17 protein-coding genes are annotated in these 21420 nt (G+C 67.6%); 10 read left to right on the plus strand and 7 right to left on the minus strand.

The window, feature by feature from the left end; all coding sequences use genetic code 11:
* Positions 1 to 406: 406 nt before the first annotated feature.
* The 5 genes from MT490_RS16810 (at position 407) to MT490_RS16830 (ending at position 5567) form a co-directional block, all read left to right on the plus strand.
* Positions 407 to 631, plus strand: coding sequence for a response regulator transcription factor (locus tag MT490_RS16810; RefSeq protein WP_297390428.1), 225 nt, complete (start codon positions 407 to 409; stop codon positions 629 to 631).
* Positions 632 to 714: 83 nt separating this feature from the next.
* Positions 715 to 2025 carry an MFS transporter gene (locus tag MT490_RS16815; RefSeq protein WP_297390335.1) on the plus strand — a complete coding sequence of 437 codons (1311 nt, stop codon included), beginning with the start codon at positions 715 to 717 and terminating at the stop codon, positions 2023 to 2025.
* 127 nt (positions 2026 to 2152) lie between these two features.
* Positions 2153 to 3091 (plus strand): 5-dehydro-4-deoxyglucarate dehydratase, encoded by a 939-nt coding sequence (kdgD, locus tag MT490_RS16820; protein WP_363321762.1) that lies wholly within the window; start codon positions 2153 to 2155, stop codon positions 3089 to 3091.
* Positions 3088 to 4026: a LysR substrate-binding domain-containing protein gene (locus tag MT490_RS16825; protein ID WP_297390337.1), complete on the plus strand. Its 939-nt coding sequence runs from the start codon at positions 3088 to 3090 to the stop codon at positions 4024 to 4026. The genes kdgD and MT490_RS16825 overlap by 4 nt, the downstream gene beginning before the upstream one ends.
* Entirely contained in the window at positions 4023 to 5567 is a 1545-nt protein-coding gene (locus MT490_RS16830) for a carboxylesterase/lipase family protein (protein WP_297390339.1), read from the plus strand. The genes MT490_RS16825 and MT490_RS16830 overlap by 4 nt, the downstream gene beginning before the upstream one ends.
* Before the next feature lie 139 nt (positions 5568 to 5706).
* On the opposite strand, the gene MT490_RS16835 is transcribed toward MT490_RS16830, so the two are convergent.
* Positions 5707 to 7536, minus strand: a complete 1830-nt coding sequence (locus tag MT490_RS16835; RefSeq protein ID WP_297390341.1) for a hypothetical protein — start codon at positions 7534 to 7536, stop codon at positions 5707 to 5709.
* The gene (locus MT490_RS16840; protein WP_297390343.1) at positions 7533 to 8849 is read right to left on the minus strand and encodes an MFS transporter; all 1317 of its coding nucleotides are present in this window, start codon (positions 8847 to 8849) and stop codon (positions 7533 to 7535) included. Before MT490_RS16840 ends, MT490_RS16835 begins: the two co-directional genes overlap by 4 nt.
* A gap of 279 nt (positions 8850 to 9128) precedes the next feature.
* Here MT490_RS16840 and MT490_RS16845 point away from each other — a divergent pair, with 279 nt between their 5' ends.
* Together MT490_RS16845 and MT490_RS16850 are read left to right on the plus strand one after the other, a co-directional pair.
* Positions 9129 to 11927 (plus strand): TonB-dependent receptor, encoded by a 2799-nt coding sequence (locus tag MT490_RS16845; RefSeq protein ID WP_297390345.1) that lies wholly within the window; start codon positions 9129 to 9131, stop codon positions 11925 to 11927.
* Between the two features lie 175 nt (positions 11928 to 12102).
* Positions 12103 to 12873 carry a DUF1080 domain-containing protein gene (locus MT490_RS16850; RefSeq protein WP_297390347.1) on the plus strand — a complete coding sequence of 257 codons (771 nt, stop codon included), beginning with the start codon at positions 12103 to 12105 and terminating at the stop codon, positions 12871 to 12873.
* Between the two features lie 3 nt (positions 12874 to 12876).
* On the opposite strand, the gene MT490_RS16855 is transcribed toward MT490_RS16850, so the two are convergent.
* Entirely contained in the window at positions 12877 to 13755 is an 879-nt protein-coding gene (locus MT490_RS16855) for a LysR family transcriptional regulator (RefSeq protein ID WP_297390349.1), read from the minus strand.
* 95 nt (positions 13756 to 13850) lie between these two features.
* On the opposite strand from MT490_RS16855, the gene MT490_RS16860 reads away from it, so the two are divergent.
* The 3 genes from MT490_RS16860 to MT490_RS16870 are packed head-to-tail and all read left to right on the plus strand — an operon-like array spanning position 13851 to position 16274.
* Positions 13851 to 14924 carry an alkene reductase gene (locus tag MT490_RS16860; RefSeq protein WP_297390351.1) on the plus strand — a complete coding sequence of 358 codons (1074 nt, stop codon included), beginning with the start codon at positions 13851 to 13853 and terminating at the stop codon, positions 14922 to 14924.
* Positions 14925 to 14935: 11 nt separating this feature from the next.
* Positions 14936 to 15664 (plus strand): pirin family protein, encoded by a 729-nt coding sequence (locus MT490_RS16865; RefSeq protein ID WP_297390353.1) that lies wholly within the window; start codon positions 14936 to 14938, stop codon positions 15662 to 15664.
* A 25-nt stretch (positions 15665 to 15689) separates the two neighbouring features.
* Complete coding sequence (locus tag MT490_RS16870; RefSeq protein WP_297390355.1) at positions 15690 to 16274, plus strand: isochorismatase family protein; 585 nt, start codon at positions 15690 to 15692, stop codon at positions 16272 to 16274.
* Positions 16275 to 16319: 45 nt separating this feature from the next.
* Here MT490_RS16870 and MT490_RS16875 read toward each other — a convergent pair whose 3' ends face one another.
* The 4 genes from MT490_RS16875 to MT490_RS16890 form a co-directional block, all read right to left on the minus strand.
* Positions 16320 to 17435, minus strand: coding sequence for a glycoside hydrolase family 43 protein (locus tag MT490_RS16875; protein ID WP_297390357.1), 1116 nt, complete (start codon positions 17433 to 17435; stop codon positions 16320 to 16322).
* 11 nt (positions 17436 to 17446) lie between these two features.
* Complete coding sequence (locus MT490_RS16880; protein WP_297390358.1) at positions 17447 to 19009, minus strand: alpha-L-arabinofuranosidase C-terminal domain-containing protein; 1563 nt, start codon at positions 19007 to 19009, stop codon at positions 17447 to 17449.
* Between the two features lie 142 nt (positions 19010 to 19151).
* Positions 19152 to 20672, minus strand: a complete 1521-nt coding sequence (locus tag MT490_RS16885; RefSeq protein ID WP_297390360.1) for a SulP family inorganic anion transporter — start codon at positions 20670 to 20672, stop codon at positions 19152 to 19154.
* On the minus strand, positions 20669 to 21358 hold the full coding sequence (locus MT490_RS16890) for a carbonic anhydrase (protein WP_297390362.1): 690 nt from the start codon (positions 21356 to 21358) through the stop codon (positions 20669 to 20671). Before MT490_RS16890 ends, MT490_RS16885 begins: the two co-directional genes overlap by 4 nt.
* Positions 21359 to 21420 lie beyond the last annotated feature (62 nt).

Below are 21420 nucleotides of genomic sequence, written 5' to 3' on the forward strand. Positions count from 1 at the left end.
CGCCAGGGGGAGGTGTCAGCCGCAGGCTGACGGAGGGGGAGGTAAGCGACCAACTGGCCGTCGTGCTTCCGCCCCCTCCGTCGCGCTACGCGCGCCACCTCCCCCTGGCGGGGGAGGATAATGGAGACCGACACCTGCCGGTGTGTCCGGAACCGGAAAGCACGAGAAGTTGTTAGACAGATTTGCCCTGCTAGCGCGCAAAATATTGGCGAAGATGCTAGATTCGCGGGCATCTACGCAGAATTTGCTTGAAGCTGTCCAACAGGTCGACCTATGGTAACGCTAACGAATCCGGAGGGCCCGATTACCGCAAGCGGTTCGGCAGGCCTCGCAAATGGATCGGAACAAGGGAGAGCCAAGGATGCACGGCGCGACCGATTTGCATGACGATCTCGGCCACCTCGGGATGAGGATCCCGGAATCGGCAAGACCATCGCCTCATCTCACACCGACCCAGATGGAAGTGCTGCGCTGCGTGCATTCCGGCCTGCTGAACAAGCAGATCGCACATCAGCTCGGGATAGCCGAGGCGACGGTCAAGGTTCACATGACCGCTGTGATGCGCAAGCTCAACGTGCGCAACCGCACGCAGGCCGCGATCGCCGCGGGACGCCTTCGGTTGACGGCCTGACCGGCAACGATCGGCCGGCGGGACGTCCGTTTCGCTTTCAGGATGCGCTGCAACCACGCATAGTGCCCAGGGGAGAGCGAGACATGCATGATATGAAGAGCGCGGCCGGGGAGTCGCCCGCCGGGTGGGACGGCGAAGGCACGCTCCGCCGCATCAGTCGTCGCCTGATGCCGCTGCTCTGCATCATGTACCTGATCGCCTATATCGATCGGCAGAACGTCTCCTACGCGAAGCTCGAGATGGTCGACGCGCTGGGCCTGTCCGAAGCGGCCTATGGCCTGGGCGCCAGCCTGTTCTTCCTCGGCTATTTTCTGTTCGAGGCGCCCGCGAACATGATCCTCGCCAAGGTCGGCGCGCGGCTGTGGTTCGCGCGGATCATGGGCACCTGGGGGCTGATCACGCTCGCGCTCGGCTTCACCCAGGACGCGACGATGTTCTACGTGCTGCGCTTCCTTCTGGGCGTCTCGGAAGCCGGCTTCTTCCCCGGCGTGCTCTATGTGCTCACCCTCTGGTACCCCCAGGCACGGCGCGCACAGATGGTGGGCTGGTTCATGATCGCGAGCGCGGTGGCGAACGCGGTCGGATCGCTGATCGGCGGCGCATTGCTGGAGCTGGGCGGCCTTGCGGGCCTCGCCGGCTGGCAATGGGTATTCCTCGCCACCGGTGCGCCTGCGGTCCTGCTGGTCCCCGTGGTGCTGATGGCGCTGCCCAGCACGCCCGGCGACGCTCGCTTCCTGAGCGCCGCGGACAAGGCCTGGCTCGCATCCGAGCTCGCGGCCGAACCCAAGCAAGCGCTGGAAGGCTCGCCCTGGCGCGCGCTGGTCGATCCGCGCGTGCTGCTGCTGGCCGCGCTCTATTTCGGGATGCCGCTCGGCGCCTACGGCCTCAGCTATTGGCTGCCGACCATCGTCAAGGGCTTCGGCGCCTCGAATCTGCAGAACGGGATCATCAACGTGATCCCCTGGATCTGCGTCGCGCTCGCCTTGTGGGCGGTGCCGCGCCACGCCGCGCGGCACGGCGCGACCCGCTGGCATATCGTGGCGCCGATGCTGATCGCGGCAGCGGCCTTGCTCGGCAGCGTGGTGCTGCCGGGTGCCGCGGTGAAGTTCGCCTGTCTTTGCCTTGCCGCCGCGGCCGTCTTCGCGGGGCAGCCCATGTTCTGGAGCGTCCCGCAACGGCTGCTGACCGGCGCGCACGCCGCCGCCGGCCTCGCCGCGATCAACTCGATCGGCAACCTGGGCGGCTTCGTCGCGCAGAACGCGGTGCCCGCGGTGCGCGACGCGACGGGGAGCAACCTGGCGCCGATGGCCTTGCTCTCGGCGGCGCTGGCACTCTCCGCCGCGGGCTTCTTCCTGCTTCTGCCCAGGATCACCGACGGCAGGCGGAGCGCTTAGCAGCTGCACGCTGATCGAGCCAAGCCGCGCATCGATCGATGGCGGCTTTGGCTTGGACGCTCGCCACACGAGCCAATAGCTAGGCGTCGAAGCGTTTCGCGCATGGATGCGAACCGCGAGCCTGGAGATGCATGTGACGACGATGAGTCCGGAAGCGATGGGCCGCAGCCTCGGCGAGGGCCTGCTTTCCTTCCCCGTCACCCATTTCGACGCCGATGGCCGGTTCGACGAAGCCTCCTATCGCGCGCATTGCGCGTGGATGCTCGAGCATGATCTGGCCGGGTTGTTCGCCGCAGGCGGCACCGGCGAGTTCTTCTCGCTCACGCCGGCCGAAGTGGTGCAGGTCGTCGCCGCTGCCGTTGCCGAGCGCCGGGGCAGGCTCCCGGTGATCTCCGGCTGCGGCTACGGCACCGCGATCGCGACCGAGATCGCGCGCGGCGCAGAGGCCGCGGGCGCCGACGGGCTGCTGCTGCTCCCGCCCTATCTCGTCGGATCGAGCCAGGAAGGACTCGCCGCGCATGTCGAGGCGGTCTGCCGCGCAACCGGGCTGGGCGTGATCGTCTACAACCGCGACAACGCCGTGCTCGACGACGAGACGCTGGCACGTCTCTGCGAGCGCAATCCCAACCTCGTCGGCTTCAAGGACGGCGTCGGCGATATCGAGCTGATGACGCGCATCTTCGTGCGGATGGGCGACCGGCTGACCTATATCGGCGGGCTGCCGACCGCCGAGACCTTCGCCACGCCCTATCTGACGATGGGCGTCACCACCTATTCCTCGGCGATCTTCAACTTCCTGCCGCAATGGGCGCTCGGCTTCTATCGCGCGGTGCGTGGCGGCGACCACGCGCACGTGCAGCAGCAGCTCCGCGATTTCGTGATGCCCTATCTCAACCTGCGCAACCGCGGGCGCGGCTATGCGGTGTCGATCGTCAAGGCGGGCATGCGCGTGGTCGGCCGCGACGCGGGGCCGGTGCGCACGCCGCTCACCGACCTCACGCCCGGCGAGCACGAGGAGCTGCGCGCATTGATCGAGCGCGTGGAGTCGATCGCCCGGGCCGCGTGAACGCCAGCGTGACAGCGCTCGCTGCACCACGCTACACCGGCGCCATGTTCGAGCTCAGCCAGCTCCGCTGCTTCGTCGCCGTGGCCGAGGAGCTGCATTTCGGCCGCGCCGCGCAGCGGCTCAACCTCACCCAGTCGCCGCTCAGCCGGCAGATCCAGCTGCTCGAGCGGATCCTCGGCGTCACTTTGCTCGAACGCACCAGCCGCCAGGTCGGGCTGACGCCCGCGGGCCACGTCTTCCTGATCGAGGCGCGGCGCATCGTTCGGCTCGCCGAGAGCGCCTCGCTCTCCGCGCGCCGGGTGGCGAAGGGCGACGCCGGCAAGGTCGCGATCGGCTTCACGGCGGTCTCGGGCTACAGCCTCGTCCCCCAGATCGTCGCGCAGGCGCGGGCGAGCCTGCCCCATATCGAACTCGAGCTGCGCGAGATGGTGAGCGGCGATCAGGTCGATGCGCTGCTCACCGGCCTGATCGACATCGGCTTCGTCCGCCCGCCGATCGACCGGCACGAGTTCGACACGCTCTGCGTGCTGCGCGAGCCGCTGCTGGTGGCGCTGCCGCCGGGCGACCCGCGGCAGAGCGAGCCCGTGCTGTCGCTCGGCGATTTCGATGGCGAGCCGCTGATCATGTATGCGCGGCAGGGCGCGGGCTATTTCCACGACATGCTGGTCCGCCTGTTCGACGATGCCGGGGTGACGCCCAGCTATGTCCAGCACGTCACCCAGATCCATTCGATGCTGGGGCTGGTCCATGCCGGGCTCGCCGCGGCGATCGTGCCGCAATCGGCATCGGGGCTGCATCTGATCGACGTCCAGTTCCGCGCGCTGCGCACCGAGCCCGAGGCGCCTGTCGAGCTGCACATGGCGTGGCGGCGCGACAACGCCAATCCGGCGCTCGAGCCGATGCGCCTGCTCTGCGCGCAGATGGCGGCGGCATGATCGGCCGCCGCGCGCTGCTCGGCGCGCCCCTGCTGATCCCGGCGGCGGCCTGGGCGCAGCGGCCCGGCGATCCGGTCGCGACGACGCGCTACGGCCGGGTGCGCGGCGTCGCCGAGCGCGGCGTGCTGGTGTTCCGCGGCGTGCGCTACGGCGCCGACACGCGCCCGCACCGCTTCGAACGGGCGCTCCCGCCCGCGCCTTGGTCCGATATCACCGATGCCACGCGCTACGGCGCCGCCGCCCCGCAGACCCGCGCCGAGGAATCGGTGAGCGAGGACTGCCTGTTCCTCAACATCTGGACCCCGGCGCTCGACCGCGGTCGGCGGCCGGTGATGGTCTATCTCCATGGCGGCGCGCACGCGCATGGATCGGGATCGGACCCGCTCTACGACGGCGGCAACCTCGTCCGCCGCGGCGACGTCGTGGTGGTGACGCTCAACCACCGCCTCGCCGCCTTGGGCTATGCCTATCTCGCGCAGCTCGGCGGGCCGGCGGAATCGGGCAATGTCGGTAATCTCGACATCGTTCTCGCGCTCCAATGGGTGCGCGACAATATCGCGGCGTTCGGCGGCGATCCCGGCCGCGTGATGGTCTTCGGCCAATCGGGCGGCGGCGCCAAGGCCGTGACGCTGATGGCGATGCCCGAGGCGCGCCCGCTCTTCCACCGCGCCGCCACGATGAGCGGCCAGCACGTCACCGCCGCCGGCCCGCGCAACGCCACGATCCGCGCGCGCGCCTGGATGGACAAGGCCGGGGCGAAGAGCGTCGCCGAGCTCGAGGCGCTACCAGTCGAGCGCCTCGTCGAGGCGATGGCGATGACCGATCCGATCGAGCGCAAGGGCGAGATCAGCTTCGTCTCGACGCTCGACCACCATGTCCTCCCCCGCCACCCCTTCGTGCCCGATGCCCCGCGCGAGGCGGCGCACATCCCGCTGATCGTCGGCAACACGCATGACGAGACCGGCCTGTGGATCGCGGACTGGCTCAAGCGCGGCGACACCGATTGGGACAACCTTCCCGAGCGGATCGGCACGCAGATCACCAAGGACGTCGCGCCCGACTGGGTCGCCCAGCGCTATCGCGAGATCTATCCGGGGAAGACGCCCGGGCAGATCCTGCTCGCCGCGACCACCGCGGGCCGCTCCTGGCCCGGCCATCTGATCCAAGCCGAGGAGCGCGCGAAGATCGGCGCGCCGACCTGGATGTACCAGCTCGACTTCCCCGCGCCCGAGGCGGGCGGGGTACTCGGCGCGTTCCACACGCTCGATATCCCCTTGGTGTTCGACAATGCCGCCGCACCGGGTTCGCGCACCGGCGACAGCCCCGCCGCGCGTCGCCTCGCCGGACGCATGGCCGACGCCTTCCTCGCCTTCGCGCGCACTGGCGACCCCAATTGCGCGAGCGTACCGGAATGGCCGAAGTTTACGCTGGAAAGGCGGCCGACGATGGTCTTCGACACCGATACGCGCGTGGTTTCGGACCCGCGCCGCGAGGAACGCCTGCTCTGGTCGGTCGCGCCCTATATCAAGCCGGGCGGATGAGGCACGCGCGTCAATGTTTCACAGTTTCCTACCGTCACCCTGAACTTGTTTCAGGGTCCATTTCTCCGCAGGCAACTGAGCCGCTGGTGGCACGATGGATGCTGAAACAAGTTCAGCATGACGGACTTGGAGGTGATGCCTACCGATCCCACGGGAACGCGAGCGTCGGCGTATTGGCGTAGCGCCGCATCGCGATCCGCAACCGTGCGCCGCAGCCCGGATCGAGCCGCAGCGTAAAGTCGCGTCCGCCAACCGGCACCTCGCGGCCGCCGAGCGTCACGCGCTCGATCCGATGCTCGGCATAGGCGCCGCCCTGGATTACCACTGTCCGCGCCACCTTTCCGAGATTGACCAACGTCACCTCGGTCGAAACGTCGCCCAGCGCGTGGACCAAGGCCGCGACATCCTCCGGCACCCCCGCCCTCCGCCGCTCGGGATCGAAATAGCGCAGCCGACAATGCAGCACGACGCCGCCCTGGTTGGGCGAAGTCGACGACCAGGGTGGGCGCGCGATGTGCAGTCCGCCGGTCATCAGCTGGATCAGGCTTTTGACGCTGGCGGGAGTCTTGTCGAGCGGCCAGTCGGCGAGTCGCGTGTCGCGCGTGCTCCTGTCCGTGCGCATCGCTTCTTCGCGCTCGACGACGCGGGCAAGATCGGCCTCGAGCGCCACGACGGGATAGCCGTCGTTCCTGCCGTGAAGGAACGAAACCCATGGATGCTCGCCCGCCGCCTCGAGATCGTCGGCGCGCTGGGTGACGTACCAGATCTCGAAGCCGTTGGTGCGATAGGGGCCGGGCTTCCAGCCGTACCACCCTTGCGCGCCGTACATGGTCGGCGTCTCGAACCTGCCGTCCCGCTGGCGCCCGGCATCGTTGATCCGCGCGTTCTGCCGGCGCCAGACCTCGACATAAGCGGAATCGCCGGTGAGCAGCGTGCCGTTGAGGAAGGCCGTGATCGATCGCGGCACGCGGTTGCGGTCCTCGCGCTTGCCGGTCTGCGGTACGACGGGCGAGAAGCCCCAGCCATAGACTCCGCCCCACCAGTCGGGCGCGGTCTTGCCGTCGAGCCCGATCTTGCTCGGCACCACGCCGTTGTTGGCATGGGCGCGCTCGACCCAAGCGTCGAGATACTCCAGCGCCCAGCGCCGATAGCGATCGCCGCCGCCCAGCGCATAGGCGTTGAGCGCGAGCGTGGTCGCCTGGAGGTTGAGCGGATTGTCGCCGACCACGTCGGTGTACTCGGCATAGTGATCGAGCGTCTGCTGGTAGCTGCTCTCGCCATGCTCCATGTGGAAACGCGCGCCCGCCTCGAACGGGTCGCCGGCCCAGTCGAGCGGCGTCGCGTCGCGCAGCATCGGGCCGCGGCTGCCGTTCATCACGCTGCGGATGATGCGGTGCGCGGGGTCGTAGTTGCGGACCGACGGATCGTGGCCGGTGTAGAAATCCGCGAAGCGCCGGGTGCGCGCGACCAGCCGGGGGTCGCGCGGCGCGGAGAGGCCGAGCACGTTGAAGGTCGTCAGCCCTTCGGCATTGTGCTGCCAGTCCATCTGCACCGGGAAGTCGCGGTGATACATGCCGCGCCGCGCGATCGGCACCTCGACCGTGCGCAGCGCCGCATATTGCTTGAGATGCCCTTCCCAGAAGCGCTGGGTGAGTGTGAGGATCCGATCGGAAGCGCCAAGCGCGTGGAGGATCGCCCAGTCATTGGTCGCCTCGGCCGCGTCGTCGGGGCCGTCGTTCGCGCCCCAGCGCTCGAAGACCAGCAGCCGGTCACGACGATCGACATATTTGGCATAGAAGGCCTCGCACGCCTCGGCGTTGCGCGCGAGCAGGCGGCGCTGGAGCACCGCCCATTCGGGTGCCGCCATCGGCGTGGCGACCGCGAGCTGTACCCGCCCTGCCCGCGCCGCGACTGGAACCAGCGTCGCGGCCGCGCCGCCCAGCAGCAGCCCTCGGCGCCCGATCCTCATTCGGCGATCTGCATGCGGCGGATCGGCCCCGCGATGACGAGGAAGGCGAAGATCGTCAGCAGGCAATGCGCGCCGACGAACACCAAGGCCCAGTCGAACGAACCGGTCGCCGCGACGATGAAGCCGACCACGATCGGCGTGACGATCCCGGCCATGTTCCCGAACATGTTGAACACGCCGCCCGAGAGCCCGGCAAGCCGCCGCGGCGCGACATCGGCCATGATCGCCCAGCCGAGCGAGGCGACGCCCTTGCCGAAAAAGGCGACCGACATCAGCGTCACCACCAGCCACTCCTGCTCGGCCCATACGCAGCCGATGATCGCGGTGGCGAGCAGCATGCCCACCACCAGCGGCCCCTTGCGCGCCCAATCGAGCGAACCGGTCCGCTTGAGGATCCGATCGGAGACATAGCCGCCGGCGAGCCCGCCGACAAAGCCGCACAATGCCGGCGCCGCAGCGGCGAACCCCGCTTCCATCACGTTCAGCCCGCGCTCCTTGACGAGGTAGATCGGGAACCAGGTCACGAAGAAATAGGTCAGCACATTGATGCAATATTGGCCGAGATAGATGCCCAGCATCATCCGGTTGGCGATCAGCTTGCCGACATTGCCCCAGTCGAACGCCGCTGCGCTGCCCGCGCCGCCATCCTCCATATGGATCAGCCCGCCGCCCGCCTCGATATGGTCGCGCTCGGCCTGGTTGATCCGGGGGTGGCGCGCGGGGCTGTGGATGAAGCGCAGGAACATCGCCGTCGCGATCAGCCCGAGCGCGCCCATCACCCAGAATACCGAGCGCCAGCCGAAGCTGTGCGCGAGCCACCCCATCAGCGGCGCGAAGGCGACCAGCGAGAAATATTGCGCCGAATTGAAGATCGCCGAGGCGGTGCCGCGCTCCGCCGAGGGGAACCACGCGGCGACCAGGCGCGCGTTTCCGGGGAAGGACGGCGCCTCGGCCAGCCCGACGAGAAAGCGCAACGCGAACAGGGTGGCGACCGCCGGGAGCAATGCGATCATCCCCGTGAAGCCCTGCAGCGCGGTGAACAGCGACCACAAGGCGATCGCCGCAGCATAGACGCGCCGGGTGCCGAACTTGTCGAGCAGCAGCCCGCCAGGCACCTGCGCGAGCACATAGGCCCAGGCGAAGGCGGAGAGAATGAAGCCGGTCTGGACGGGATCCAGCCCCAACTCGATCGCGGCGGCGCTGCCGGCGATCGAGAAGGTTGCGCGATCGGCATAGTTGACCGCGGTGATGACGAAGATGAGCGCAATGATGGCGTGCCGCACATGGGTCGGCCGGCTGCGCTGATCGGTCACGCGTCGCTCTCCTCCTGCCCGCGCGTCGATTGCGCGCGATGCTTATCCAGCCACCGGTACCTGGGGCACTGGAAGGCGTCCAAGGCAAAGAGCGGGACGATCGAGCCAGGAACTGGCTCGATCCCGGCATTGGTTTCGCCGGCGACCGCCCGATCAGTGCGTGCCGTGCATCGATCCATGTCCGATTGGCGTTGGCCTCCCCGCCCCACCCCCGACTAGCAAAACATCCCAATCGGCTCGCCACGAAGCCGTCCCTAGCAGTCGAGGGGAGTCTGAAGCATGTCCCGAATTCGAATCCTGAAATCCGTCCTCGCGCTGTCGGGTGCGGCCGCCGCGCTGTCGACGGCGCAGGCACAGACCGCCCCGGATCCGGCCGCAGCCCAGCCTCCCGAAGCCGAAGCCCCGGCCCCTGCCGAACAGGACATCGTGATCACCGGTTTCCGCGAGAGCCTGAGCAGCGCGCTCAACGTCAAGCGTCGCGAGACCGCCGCGGTCGACGCGATCAAGGCCGAGGACATCGCCGAATTCCCGGATCTCAACCTCGCCGAATCGCTCCAGCGCATCCCCGGCGTCGCGATCAGCCGCGTCAACGGCGAGGGGCGCAACATCTCGGTCCGTGGCCTCGGTCCCGAATATAGCCGCGTGCGCATCAACGGCATGGAAGCGATCGGCACCACCGGCGGCACCGACAATTCGGGCGGCGTCAACCGCGGCCGCGGCTTCGATTTCAACATCTTCTCATCGGATCTGTTCAACAGCCTGACGGTCCGCAAGACCGCGACCGCCGATGTCGAGGAAGGATCGCTGGGCGGCACCGTCGATCTCCAGGTCGCGCGCCCGTTCGACTATCGCAAGCCGACCGCGGTCTTCTCGGTCGCGGCGAGCTACAACGATCTCGCGCGCAAGACCAAGCCGCGCGTTTCGGGCCTGCTCACCACCACCAGCCCCGACGGCAAGTTCGGCGCGCTGATCTCGATCGCCTATGAGGAGCGCAGGCTGGTCGAGGAAGGCGCCAACATCACGCGCTGGACCTATGGCGGGTTCAACGGCGGCTTCCACCCCAGTTCGACGATCGCCGGCAAGACGATCGCGCAGATCAACGACACCAACCCGGAAACCGCATTGTTCCATCCGCGCATCCCGGGGCTGGTCAGCTACGACATCGCCCAGAAGCGCCTCGGCGCCGCGATCGCGCTGCAATACCGGCCGAGCGACGCGACCCTGATCTCGATCGACGGCCTCTATTCGCGCCTCGACGGCACCCGCAAGGAAGCGCAGTTCCAGGCGATCGGCTTCAGCCGCTCCGGCGCGGGCAAGCCGCAGACGATCATCCGTTCGGCAACGGTCGACGACGACAACAACATCATCAGCGGCACGTTCGATGCTGTCGATCTGCGCGTCCAATCGCGGTACGACGAGCTCAAGACCGACTTCTACCAGGTCACCGGCACGCTCGACCAGAAGCTCGGCGACAGCCTCAAATTCGGTGCGATCGTCGGCTATTCGCGCTCCGAGTTCCGCAACCCGGTGCAGACCACGGTGACGCTAGACGCCGCCAACACCAACGGCTTCTTCTACGATTTCTCGACGCGCTTCCCGACGATCCGGCCGGGAGTCGACATCACCAACCCGGCGACCTTCGCCTTTACCAACGGCACGTCCGAAGTCCGCATCCGCCCCCAGACGGTGGATAACAGCTTCACCAACGCCAAGGGCTTCCTCGAATGGACCGCCAGCCCGGTGCTCAAGCTCAAGGTCGGCGCGGACTGGCGGCGGTTCGAATATGACTCGACCGAGCGGCGCCGGCTTTCGGGCGAGACGGTGGTGACCACGCTCACGCCCGCGCAGATCGCCCCGCTGACCACGCAGTTCACCGGCTTCGGCCGCGGCCTCGACGTGCCGTCGGGCACCCCGACCGGCTGGGTGGTGCCGAACCTCGACGCCTTCCTCGCCTATCTCAACACCCCGGCCAATCCGACCTACGCCACGGGCGGGATCGAAAACGCCACCGCGCGCGGATCCTTCGTCACGGTGCGCGAGGACGATCTGGGCGGCTGGGGCATGGCAGAGTTCAACCTCGCCGAGGCCGGCGTCCCGCTGCGCGGCGATATCGGCGTCCGCTATGTCCGGACCGACCAGCTCTCGACCGGCTATGCCAGCCAGGGCGCGAGCGTGAACCTCGTCACCGCCGATCGCAGCTATGGGCGCTGGCTGCCCTCGGCCAATCTCGTCTTCGACGTCACCGATACATTGCTGGTCCGTTTCGCCGCGGCGAAGACGATCGCGCGCGCCGGGATCGGGTCACTCACGCCGGGCGGCAACCTCAACGTCTCGGGCGGCAACCGCACCTTCAGCTCGGGCAACCCCGATCTCAAGCCCACCGAATCGACCAATCTCGATGCGTCGATCGAATGGTATCCGACGCGCGGCGCGATCTACGCCGTCTCGGTGTTCCAGAAGGACATCGGCACCTTCGTCCAGACGCTGAGCACCGGCGTACCCTATTCGAGCCTCGGCCTTCCGGACTCGCTGCTCAACGGCACCACCGCCACACCTTCGGACATCTTCATCGTCAGCCAGCCGGTCAATTCGAAGGGCGGCCTGCTGCGCGGGTTCGAAGTCAACGTCCAGCAGCCCTTCACCTTCCTGCCGGGCATCCTCTCGAACCTCGGCGCGCTGGCGAATTACACCTATGTCGATTCCGACATCGAATATCTGACGTCAGCGACGGGGACGAGCACGGTCACCGCGCCGCTGATCGGCCTGTCGAAGCACGCCGCCAATGCGACGCTGTATTTCGAGACGAAGAAGTTCTCGATCCGCGGCTCGATCGCGTACCGCTCCAGCTATCTGACCGCGGTGCCGGGGACCGAGGGCAATGCCTATAACGGCACCAATTCGACCACGAACATCGACGCGCAGATCTCGTACAATTTCACCGACAATCTCAAGCTGAGCCTCGAAGGCATCAACCTCACCGACGCGCTCAACGACCAGTTCGTGGACGAGACCAACCGGCTCAACGTGCTGACGCACAGCGGCCGTCAGTTCGTGCTGAGTGCCCGCGTGGCGTTCTGACCCTCCCCCAAAGCCGGAACGCCGTTCGCACCCTGGCCAGCCGCTCCCCCAAGCGGCTGGCCTTTCTTTTCCCGTGCTTGCCTGCGCGCGCGAGTTCCGCGATCACGTCTCCGTCGTGCGCCCGGCCCGGGAGCGCGGAAAAGCCGAGACCCCAGCAACTGGAGCCGTTCGACACATGAGACTCTTCCTCCTCCCCATGTTGGCGCTGCTCGGCGCCGCTCCCGCGCCCGCGCCCGTGGCCAAGTGGGAGCGCATCTTCGACGGCAAGACGCTCGCCGGCTGGACGCCCAAGATCACGGGCCGCGCCGTGGGCGAGGATCCGCTGCACATGTTCATCGTGCACGATGGCGCGATCCGCGTCTCGCACGCCAACTATACGAAGTTCGAAGGCGAGTTCGGCCATCTCTTCTGGAAGACGCCGCTCAAGGCCTATCGCATCCGCCTCGAATACCGGCTGTTCGGCGAATCGCTGCCGGGCATCAAGGAGTGGCAGGCCAGCAATTCCGGGCTGATGTTCCATTCGCAGGCGCCCGAGACGATGCGGCGCGATCAGCCCTTCCCGGTGAGCCTGGAACTGCAGCTGCTCGGCATTCCGCGCCCGACGCAGGAGCCGACCGGCAATCTCTGCACGCCCGGCACGACCGTGGTGTTCGAGGGCAAGCGCGACCCGCGCCACTGCATCCCTTCCACCTCGCCCTTGCTGCCGGTCGGCCGCTGGACGCGGCTCGAGCTCGAGGTGCTGCCCAATGGCGAGATCACCCATTTCATCGATGGCAAGGCCGTGCTGCATTATTCCGCGCCCGAGCTCGATCCCGGGGACAAGGACGCGCAGCCGCTGATCGCCGCAGCGGGGGGCAAGGTCCAACTGGGCCAGGGCTATATCGCGCTGCAGAGCGAGGGCCATCAGATCGATTTCCGGAACATCGAGCTGCAGCGGCTCGACTGAGCCTCACGCGCCTTCCGTCAGCCTGGCCGAGAGGAACTCGATGAATCGCTGGGCCTTGGCCGGAATGAGGCGGGTCTCGGTGATGGCGTGGACGCTGATCGACGGGCCCTGCCACCCGGGCAGGACCCGCCGCAGCCTGCCCGAGGCGAGGTCCTCCGCGACGATCTGCTCGGCGAGCATGGCAATGCCCTGGTGGTTGACCGCCAGCGCGCGAATCATCCCGACGCTGTTGAGCGTGAAGCGGCCGCCCACTTCGACCTCGACCTTGTCCGCGCCGTCGTGCAGCGTCCAGGTCGCAGCCTTGGGCATGCAGATGCATTCGTGCTCCGCCAGGTCTGCCGGCGCAGCCGGCTCGCCCGAGGCTTCGAGATAGCCCGGCGACGCATAGAGATAGCGCGGGTGACGTCCGAGACTGCGCGCGATCAGGCCCGAATCCTCGAGCTCGCCCATGCGGATCGCCACGTCGAACGGCTCGGCCACCAGGTCGACGCGGCGCGGGGTGAGGTCGAATTCGAAGGTGATGCCGGGATAGCGTTTCGCGAAATCGACGACGATCGGCGTGAGGTAAAAGGTCGCGAAGTCCACCGGGAGCGAAACCCGCAGGACGCCGCTCGGCTGCTCGAGCATCGCCCCGAGTTGCTCGTGCGCCAGCCGCGCCTCGTCGACGATCCGCTTGCTCCGCTCATAATAAAGCTGGCCCGCCTCGGTGAGCTCGATCCTGCGCGTCGTGCGATGCAGCAGCCGCAGCCCGATCGCCTTTTCCAGCGCGCTGATGCGCCGCGAAAGAGTGGAGTTGGGCATGCCGATGGCCTCCGCCGCCTTCCGGAAGCTCTTCGCCCTCGCCACTTCCACGAACAGCGCCATGTCGTTCAGATGGTCCACTCGATTACCCCATCAATGGAACAGTGATTCCAGTTTGACCGGATTTATCCCGAGATCGGAATAGTGGACAAGGCCTCCAACCAATGGAGGATCCAATGAATAGCTTGTTCACCCCGGTCCGCGTCGGCCGCTCGCTGCTTCCCAACCGCCTGGTCATGGCACCGATGACCCGCAGCCGCGCCGCGTTCGACGGTACGCCCGGCGAGCTCGCCACCGAATATTATGCCCAGCGCGCCGGGGTCGGCCTGATCGTGACCGAGGGCACCCAGCCCTCGGAGGACGGTCAGGGCTATCTGACCACGCCGGGCATCCATTCCGACGCGCACGTCGCGGGGTGGAGGAAGATCGCGTCCGCCGTGCACGACAAGGGCGGCCATATCTTCATCCAGCTCATGCACGCCGGGCGCATGTCGCACCCCGACAACACGCCGCATCACCGCCAGGGCGTCGCGCCCTCGGCGATCGCGCCTGGGAGCGGGATGTTCACCGCGACGGGAATGCAGGACATCCCGGTGCCGCGCGCGCTGACGACCGAGGAGGTACGCCAGACCGTCGCCGACTTCCGCCACGCGGCGCGCCGCGCGATCGAGGCCGGTGCCGACGGTGTCGAGATCCACGGCGCGAACGCCTATCTCGTCCACCAGTTCTTCGCGCCGAGCGCCAACGCGCGCACCGACGAATATGGCGGCGGAATCGAGAACCGCGCCCGCTTCGCCATCGAGGTCGCCGCGGCGATCGCCGAGGAGATCGGCGCGGACCGCACCGCCATCCGCCTCTCCCCCGGCACGACCATGTGGGGGATCGACGAAGGTGCCGAAGGGCCCGACCTCTATCGTTACCTGGTCGCCGAACTCGACAAGCTCGGCCTCGCCTATCTGCACGTCATGCACCAGGGCGACGAGCCGCTGCTGGCCGACATCCGCAAGCTCTGGAAGCAGCCGCTGATCCTGAACCGGCCCGGCCGCCCGCGCGACCAGATCGGCGCCGACACGGCATCGGGGCTGGCCGATCTGGAATCCTATGGTCAGATGATCCTGGCCAATCCGGACTTCGTCGCGCGGCTGAAGGCCGATGCGCCGATGAACGATGCGGACCGCAACACCTTCTTCGGCGGCAGCGCGCAGGGCTATACCGATTACGCCGCCCTCAGCGCCGCCGGGCCGGCTTGAGGGGAACGGCCATGGCCATCATCGCCCCCCTCCAGCGGGCCAATCACGGCAGCCATTTCCGGGCCCTGGGCCTGCGCGGAGTCGCCGAGCTGATCGACCCGTTCATCGGCATCGACCATGCCTGGATGAGCGCACCCACCTTTCCGGCGCACCCGCACGCCGGCTTCTCGGCGGTGTCCTATGTCTTCCTCGATTCCGAGACCGGGATCGACAATCGCGACTCGATCGGCACGCGCAACCTGATCCGGCCGGGCGGCCTCCACTGGACCGCAGCGGGACGCGGCATCGTGCACGAGGAAGTGCCGGCGGAACCGGGCAAGACGGTGCATTCGCTGCAAATCTTCGTGGGCCTCCCCCCGGACCGGCAGGACATGGCGCCCTTCGCGTTGAGCCTGGAGCCGGAACAGGTGCCGGTGGTCCGGACGCCCGGCGCCGAGATACGCGTCCCCCTCGGCCAGTTCGGGGAATCCCGCTCCCCGCTCCAGCCGCCGACCGACGTGACGATGCTCGACATCCGGCTGGAGGAAAGCGCCGAGCTCTCCGTGCCGATCGCGGCGGGCGAGGTCGCATTCGTCATGCCGATCTACGGCGTGATGGAAGTCCAGGGCGAGTGCTTCAATGTGGAGGACCTCCGCCTCCCCGTCTTCGAGGCGCGGTCGGCGCCCGACGCCGTCACGTTCCGCGCCTCCGAGGGCGTCGCCAGAGCCATGTTCTTCGGCGGCCGGCCGCTGCGCCGCTGACCAGTCGATCACAAGGAGCAAGACCATGACCTATGAGAAGTTCAGCGCCGACAATGCGGCGATGCTGCTGATCGACCATCAAGTCGGCACGATGAGCTGGGTGCAGTCCATCCCGCTCGACGAGATGAAGCGCAACGCGACCATGCTGGCCAAGGTGGCGAAGATCTACGCGCTGCCGGTCGTGCTCACCTCGAGCATGGAGGAATTCGCGCAGGGCCCGCTGATGAGCGAGCTTGGCGAGATCCTGCCGGACGCCTTCGCCGCCCGGATCAAGCGCGCCGGCATCGTCAACGCGATGGAGGACGAGGATTTCGCCGCCGCGGTCCGGGCGACCGGGCGGAAGAAGCTGATCCTCGCCGGCGTAACCAACGACGTCTGCACGGTCTTCCCGGCGCTCAGCCTAGTGCGCGCGGGTTATGAGGTCCAGGTGGTGGCGGATGCCGGCGGCTCGCCGAGCAGGATCGGCGACGACATGGCGCTGCGGCGGATGGAGCGCGCGGGCGTGACGCTGACCAGCACCAATCAGCTAGTCGCGGAGTTGGTCGGGAACTGGACCACCCCCGAGGGCAGCCAGGTGGTGCAGGTGGTGATGGAAGCCCTGCAGCCCTGAGCATGACGGGCGAAGGCCGGCCCCGGCCTTCGCCCGCGAACACCGTCAGCGTGCAAAATAGGCCTGCAGGCGTCGCATCTCCTCCGGGCTGATCGACACCACCGCGCCGTGCTTGGGCTGGGAGAAGTTGGTCGACTTCATCGGCGAACCCGGCTCGTTGAAGCGGCCGAGATTCTTGAAGTGCACGAAGTCGCGCGTCTCCGAGAAGCCCATATTGTTGACCGGCTTGGCGCCGAACACGTCGTACATGAGGACATAGGTGTCGGTGCCGTGCCGCCGCCACAGGCTCGGGGCCTCGGTTGCGACGGTCTCGGGGTCGATCTTGGTGGGATCGAACGCATAGTCCCGGTTGATCTTGCCGGAGACCGCCTGGCGCAGATGGCCGGGCTTGTCATGGGCCACGTAGAAGAGATGGTATTTGCCGCCGACGCGCGTGATGTCGCCGTCGATCGTGCCCTTCGTAGGGTCGGGATATTTGAACAGCGGCACCGGCGGCGCGGTCAGCGTCGTGAAGGCGTCGTCGGCATAGGAATAGACCATGTGGTCGGTCTCCTTGCCGTCCCGCGTCGAGTAATAGACCATCATCTTGCGCTTTGCGGGATCGTAGAGGGTCTGGGGCGCCCAGGCCGTGCCGATCTCGGCCGTGGAGGGGAAGAGGCGATCGACCCGGACCGCCGCATGCGTCCAGTGCACCAGGTCATAGGATTTCATGAAGATCAGCGCGCGGTTGTTGCCCCAGCCGTAGCGCTCGCCGTCGCGCTGCCACTCGGTGCTGCGCAGCCCCTCGCGCTGCGCGAAGATGTGGAGGTCGGTCATCGCCAGGTAGAAGGCGCCGTCGGGCCCCCGCGAAATATGGGGATCGCGCACGCCCTTCTGCTCGGCGATGTCGCGCCCGAGCAACACCGGCTCGCCCCCGTTCACGTCGGTGAAGCTGTAGCCGTCGCTCGACACGGCGAAGTGGAGCGAATGGGTCTCGTCCTTGAAATAGACGAGCAGATAGGCGGAGCGATCCTTCTCCGCCGCCGGCTTCCCCTTCGTCGGAGCGATCGTGGCGACGACCGGGAGCTGCTTCGCCGGTCGTTCCGGCGCCGTCTGCGCGGCGGATACCGGCGACAGGAGAAGGCCGAGCGCAGTCGCACTCGCGGCAAGCAAACACTTCATCTTGGCAGCTCCTAAAAGGCTTCGATCAGGCTGACCGACTTGGAGGGTATGGTCACCGTGATCCCATTGTCCGCAATGCTGGTCGCCAGCGGAGCGGGCGTGAACGGATCGGGCGCATCGAAGCGGACCCGGGTGTCGATCCGGTCGGCCGTGAGTACCTCTCCCCGCGCCTGGCGGAAGGTGCCGCCGTTCAGCTGGATGCGGAGGCTGCTCGCCCGCGCGGGATCGAGATTGACGATGGTCAGGTGCAGCTTGCCCCCGGCGTCCTTCGACGCGGAGACGCTGAGGCTCGGAAGGCGCGTCTCGCCATGCACATAATCGGGCGCCTGCACGTCCACCGGGATCAGCGTCGCGCCCTGGTGCACCTTGTACATGTCGAAGACGTGCCAGGTCGGCGTCACCACCATCTTGGCGCCATCGGTGAGGATCAGCGACTGGATGACGTTCACCATCTGGGCGATATTGGCCATCCGGACGCGGTCGGCGTGGCGATTGAAGATGTTGAGGCTCATGCCCGCGATCACCGCGTCGCGGAGCGTGCTCTCGAGGTAGAGCTGCGAAGGCGCGTCCTTCTCGCTGTCGAACCACGCCCCCCATTCGTCGACCGCCAGCGCGACCTTCTTCTCGGGATCATATTTGTCCATGATCGCCGCGTGCCGGCGGATCAGTTCGTCGGTGAAATTGGCCCTGGCGAGCGCGGCCACCCAATCCTTCTCCGGGAAATCGACGTTGCGGCCCTTCTTGTGCCAGTTGTCGCCGGCGAAGGTGTAGAAGTGGAGCGACAGGCCCCACATCAGCGGCCGGTCCGAAGTCAGCGCGAGCGGAGTCGGGTTCGGGCGCCACTTCATCGCGAGCGCCATCATCCGCTCGGTCCATTCGTAATCGTCGGTGTCCGAGCCCACGGCTATCAGGTTCGCGGGGCCCCCCGAATAGTTGCGGAGGAACGCGGCATAATGGCGGAACGCGGCGGCATAGGTGTCCGCGGTCATGTTGCCGCCGCAGCCCCAGGTCTCGTTGCCGACGCCGACAAAGGGCACGTTCCACGGCTCGGCGCGGCCGTTGGCGGCGCGCGCCTTGCCCGGCGCGCTGGTGGCCGGGGCGGTCATGTAGCGCATCCAGTCGTCCGCCTCGCGGACGCTGCCCGAGCCGACATTGACCGAGATGAAGGGCTTGGCGCCGATCTGCCCCAGGAAATCCATGAATTCGTGCGTGCCGAACGCATTGGTCTCGGGCGTCTTGTTCCACGCGCTGTTGATGCCGGCCGGACGCGACGCCGTGGGGCCGATCCCGTCCTGCCAGTGATAGGCATCGGCGAAGCACCCGCCGGGCCAGCGGATCACCGGCACCTTGATCTTGCGCAGCGCCGCGACGACGTCCTTGCGGATGCCGCGGACGTTCGGGATCGGCGAATCGGGGCCGACCCAGATGCCCTCATAGACGCCGCGGCCGAGATGCTCGACGAAATGGCCGTAGATGTTCGGATCGATCGTAGCGCCCGGACGGCCCGCCTCGACCGTCAACTCGGCGCGATTGGCCGGCGCCTGGGCATTCGCGGGCGCCAGGCCGAATCCCAAGGCAGCTGCCGCCCATGTCGCGCATCGCACCCCAAGCCTGATGCCGCGGCTCCGTCCTTCCATGTCCTCGCCCAATCAATTGTCTGATGATTAGACTGAACCGGAAGCGGAGCCGCGGGTCAAGCGAATTGGGAACGATCGGTCAGGCGCGTGCGAGTTCGGCCATCCTCCCGCTGCTGCCGAACACTTCCACCTGCCCGCCCCCGGCGCGGCGGCGCTGCAGCCAGTCCTTGAGAAGCTCGGAGACGGTATGGTCGATCGCCGAGCATTTGGAGAGATCGAGCAGCACCGGCGCCTTGCTCGGCAGCGCCTCGAGCTTCGCCGAGAGCTTGGGAAGCGCGACGAAGGTGGCGGCGCCCGAAAGCGTGAGGGTGCTGCGCCCCTCGGCTTCCTCATGCTCGTCGACCCGCAGCCGGAGCCGGCGGAAATGCGGCAGCAGTTCGAGCATCGACAGCGCAATCCCGACGAGCACGCCGGTCAGCAGGTCCTCGGCGACGACCAGCACCAGCGTCACCGCCCAGATCATCGCGGGGAGCACGCCATAGTCGCGCAGCAGATGCCTGGCATGGCTGAAATTCACCAGCCGCGCGCCCGTCACCACCAGCACCGCGCCCAGCGCCGCCATCGGGATCTCGCGGAGCAGCCAGGGGAGCAAGGCGACGAAGCCGAGGATCCAGACGCCGTGGAGCATCGCGGACGCCCGCGTCTGCGCGCCCGCCTGGACGTTGGCGGAACTGCGGACGATCACGCCGGTCATCGGCAGCGCGCCGGCGATGCCACAAAGCAGATTGCCCACGCCCTGGGCGCGGAGCTCCTTGTTGTAGTCGGTCCGCACGCCGTCATGCATGCGGTCCACCGCGGCGGCCGAGAGCAGCGTCTCCGCGCTGGCGATGAACGCGATCGCAAAGGCGGCGCCGATCACCGCAGGGTTGAGCAGAAGCGCGAAGGCGCCGCTATCGGGCAGCGTGATCGCCGCCGCGATATTCTCCGGCACGCTGACGCGAGTCACGTCGAGCCCGAGCAGGAACGCGAGCAGCGCGGCCGCGACCACGCCCATCAGCGCGCCCGGCACCAGCTTGAGCGCCGTCGGTCGCCACTTCTCCCAGCCGAGCATGACCGCGATCGTGGTGAGGCTGAGCGCGAGCGCGATCTCGGCCGCCGCGACGCTGGTGGGCGACAGGTCGAGCAGGCGGCCCGGGATGGCCGCGAGGTTTTCGAGGCCGCTGGGAAGCGGTTTCGAATCGAACAATACGTGGAACTGGCCGATCACGATCAGCACGCCGATCCCGGCGAGCATGCCATGCACCACCGCGGGCGAGATCGCGCGGAACCAGCCGCCGAGCCGGAACACGCCCGCAAGGACCTGCACCAGCCCCGCGAGCATGAGAATCGGGCCGAGCGCGGAGAGACCCTGGTCGCGCACCAGCTCGAACACGATCACCGCGAGGCCAGCGGCCGGACCGCTGACCTGGAGCGGCGAACCCGCCAGCGCACCGACGACGAGGCCGCCGATGATGCCGGTGATCAGGCCCTTCTCGGCCGGAACGCCGGACGCGATCGCGATCCCCATGCACAAGGGCATCGCGACGAGGAAGACGACGATCGACGCCGTGAGATCGCGGACGTTCCAGACGGATTTGAAGCGGTCGGCGATGGCGCTCATTCCGCCGCCTCCAGGCGCTCGCCCGCGAGGCGCGGGGCGGCCGGAAGCGCGACGGGGAGCGGTGTCCCTTCGCGGATCTGGACGAACTGGCCGCTCGCTCCATCGAGCGCCAGCACCTGGCCGGCGGCGATGTCGAAGAACCAGCCGTGCAGCGCCACCTCGCCGCGCGCGATCGCGGCCGCTACCGATGGGTGCGTGCGAAGATGCGCGATCTGCACCACCACGTTTTCGAGGCTCGCGGCACGCACCGCCTCGCCATTCTCGAGCTCGGGATAGCCGCGCCGCACCACACTCTCGGCCGCGTGGCTGTGCCGAAGCCAGGCGGCGACGTTGGGCATGTTCGCCAGCATGTCCGGGTTCATCAGCGCCTTCATCGCGCCGCAATCGGAATGGCCGCACACGATGATGTCGTGCACGCCCAGCGCCTCCACGGCATATTCCACCGTCGAGGAGACGCCGCCATTCTGGGTGGCGAAGGGCGGTACGATATTGCCGGCATTGCGGCAGACGAACAATTCGCCCGGCCCCGCCTGCATGATCTGTTCGGGCACCACGCGCGAATCCGCGCAGGAGATCATCAGCGCCTTGGGGCTCTGCCCGTCGCTCGCCAAACGCGCGTACAGGTCGCTCTGGTCGGGAAAGACCTGCTTCGCGAAACTCAGCACGCGTCCCATCAATTCGTTCACTGGACATACTCCTGGCCAGCCCGCTCGCGGCGGGCATGGATACGGAGCTAGGGATCCAGTTT

It is taken from the genome of Sphingomonas sp. (assembly GCF_026460985.1).
GTDB lineage: Bacteria > Pseudomonadota > Alphaproteobacteria > Sphingomonadales > Sphingomonadaceae > Sphingomonas.

Bases quoted from the DNA above. Each gene is read 5' to 3' on its own strand.
- MT490_RS16885 (WP_297390360.1), bottom strand. From the start codon at position 20,672: ATGAGCGCCATCGCCGACCGCTTCAAATCCGTCTGGAACGTCCGCGAT.
- MT490_RS16810 (WP_297390428.1), top strand. From the start codon at position 407: ATGAGGATCCCGGAATCGGCAAGACCATCGCCTCATCTCACACCGACC.
- MT490_RS16830 (WP_297390339.1), top strand. From the start codon at position 4,023: ATGATCGGCCGCCGCGCGCTGCTCGGCGCGCCCCTGCTGATCCCGGCG.
- MT490_RS16850 (WP_297390347.1), top strand. From the start codon at position 12,103: ATGAGACTCTTCCTCCTCCCCATGTTGGCGCTGCTCGGCGCCGCTCCC.
- MT490_RS16870 (WP_297390355.1), top strand. From the start codon at position 15,690: ATGACCTATGAGAAGTTCAGCGCCGACAATGCGGCGATGCTGCTGATC.
- MT490_RS16875 (WP_297390357.1), bottom strand. From the start codon at position 17,435: ATGAAGTGTTTGCTTGCCGCGAGTGCGACTGCGCTCGGCCTTCTCCTG.
- MT490_RS16835 (WP_297390341.1), bottom strand. From the start codon at position 7,536: ATGAGGATCGGGCGCCGAGGGCTGCTGCTGGGCGGCGCGGCCGCGACG.
- MT490_RS16865 (WP_297390353.1), top strand. From the start codon at position 14,936: ATGGCCATCATCGCCCCCCTCCAGCGGGCCAATCACGGCAGCCATTTC.
- MT490_RS16815 (WP_297390335.1), top strand. From the start codon at position 715: ATGCATGATATGAAGAGCGCGGCCGGGGAGTCGCCCGCCGGGTGGGAC.
- MT490_RS16860 (WP_297390351.1), top strand. From the start codon at position 13,851: ATGAATAGCTTGTTCACCCCGGTCCGCGTCGGCCGCTCGCTGCTTCCC.
- MT490_RS16845 (WP_297390345.1), top strand. From the start codon at position 9,129: ATGTCCCGAATTCGAATCCTGAAATCCGTCCTCGCGCTGTCGGGTGCG.
- kdgD (WP_363321762.1), top strand. From the start codon at position 2,153: ATGCATGTGACGACGATGAGTCCGGAAGCGATGGGCCGCAGCCTCGGC.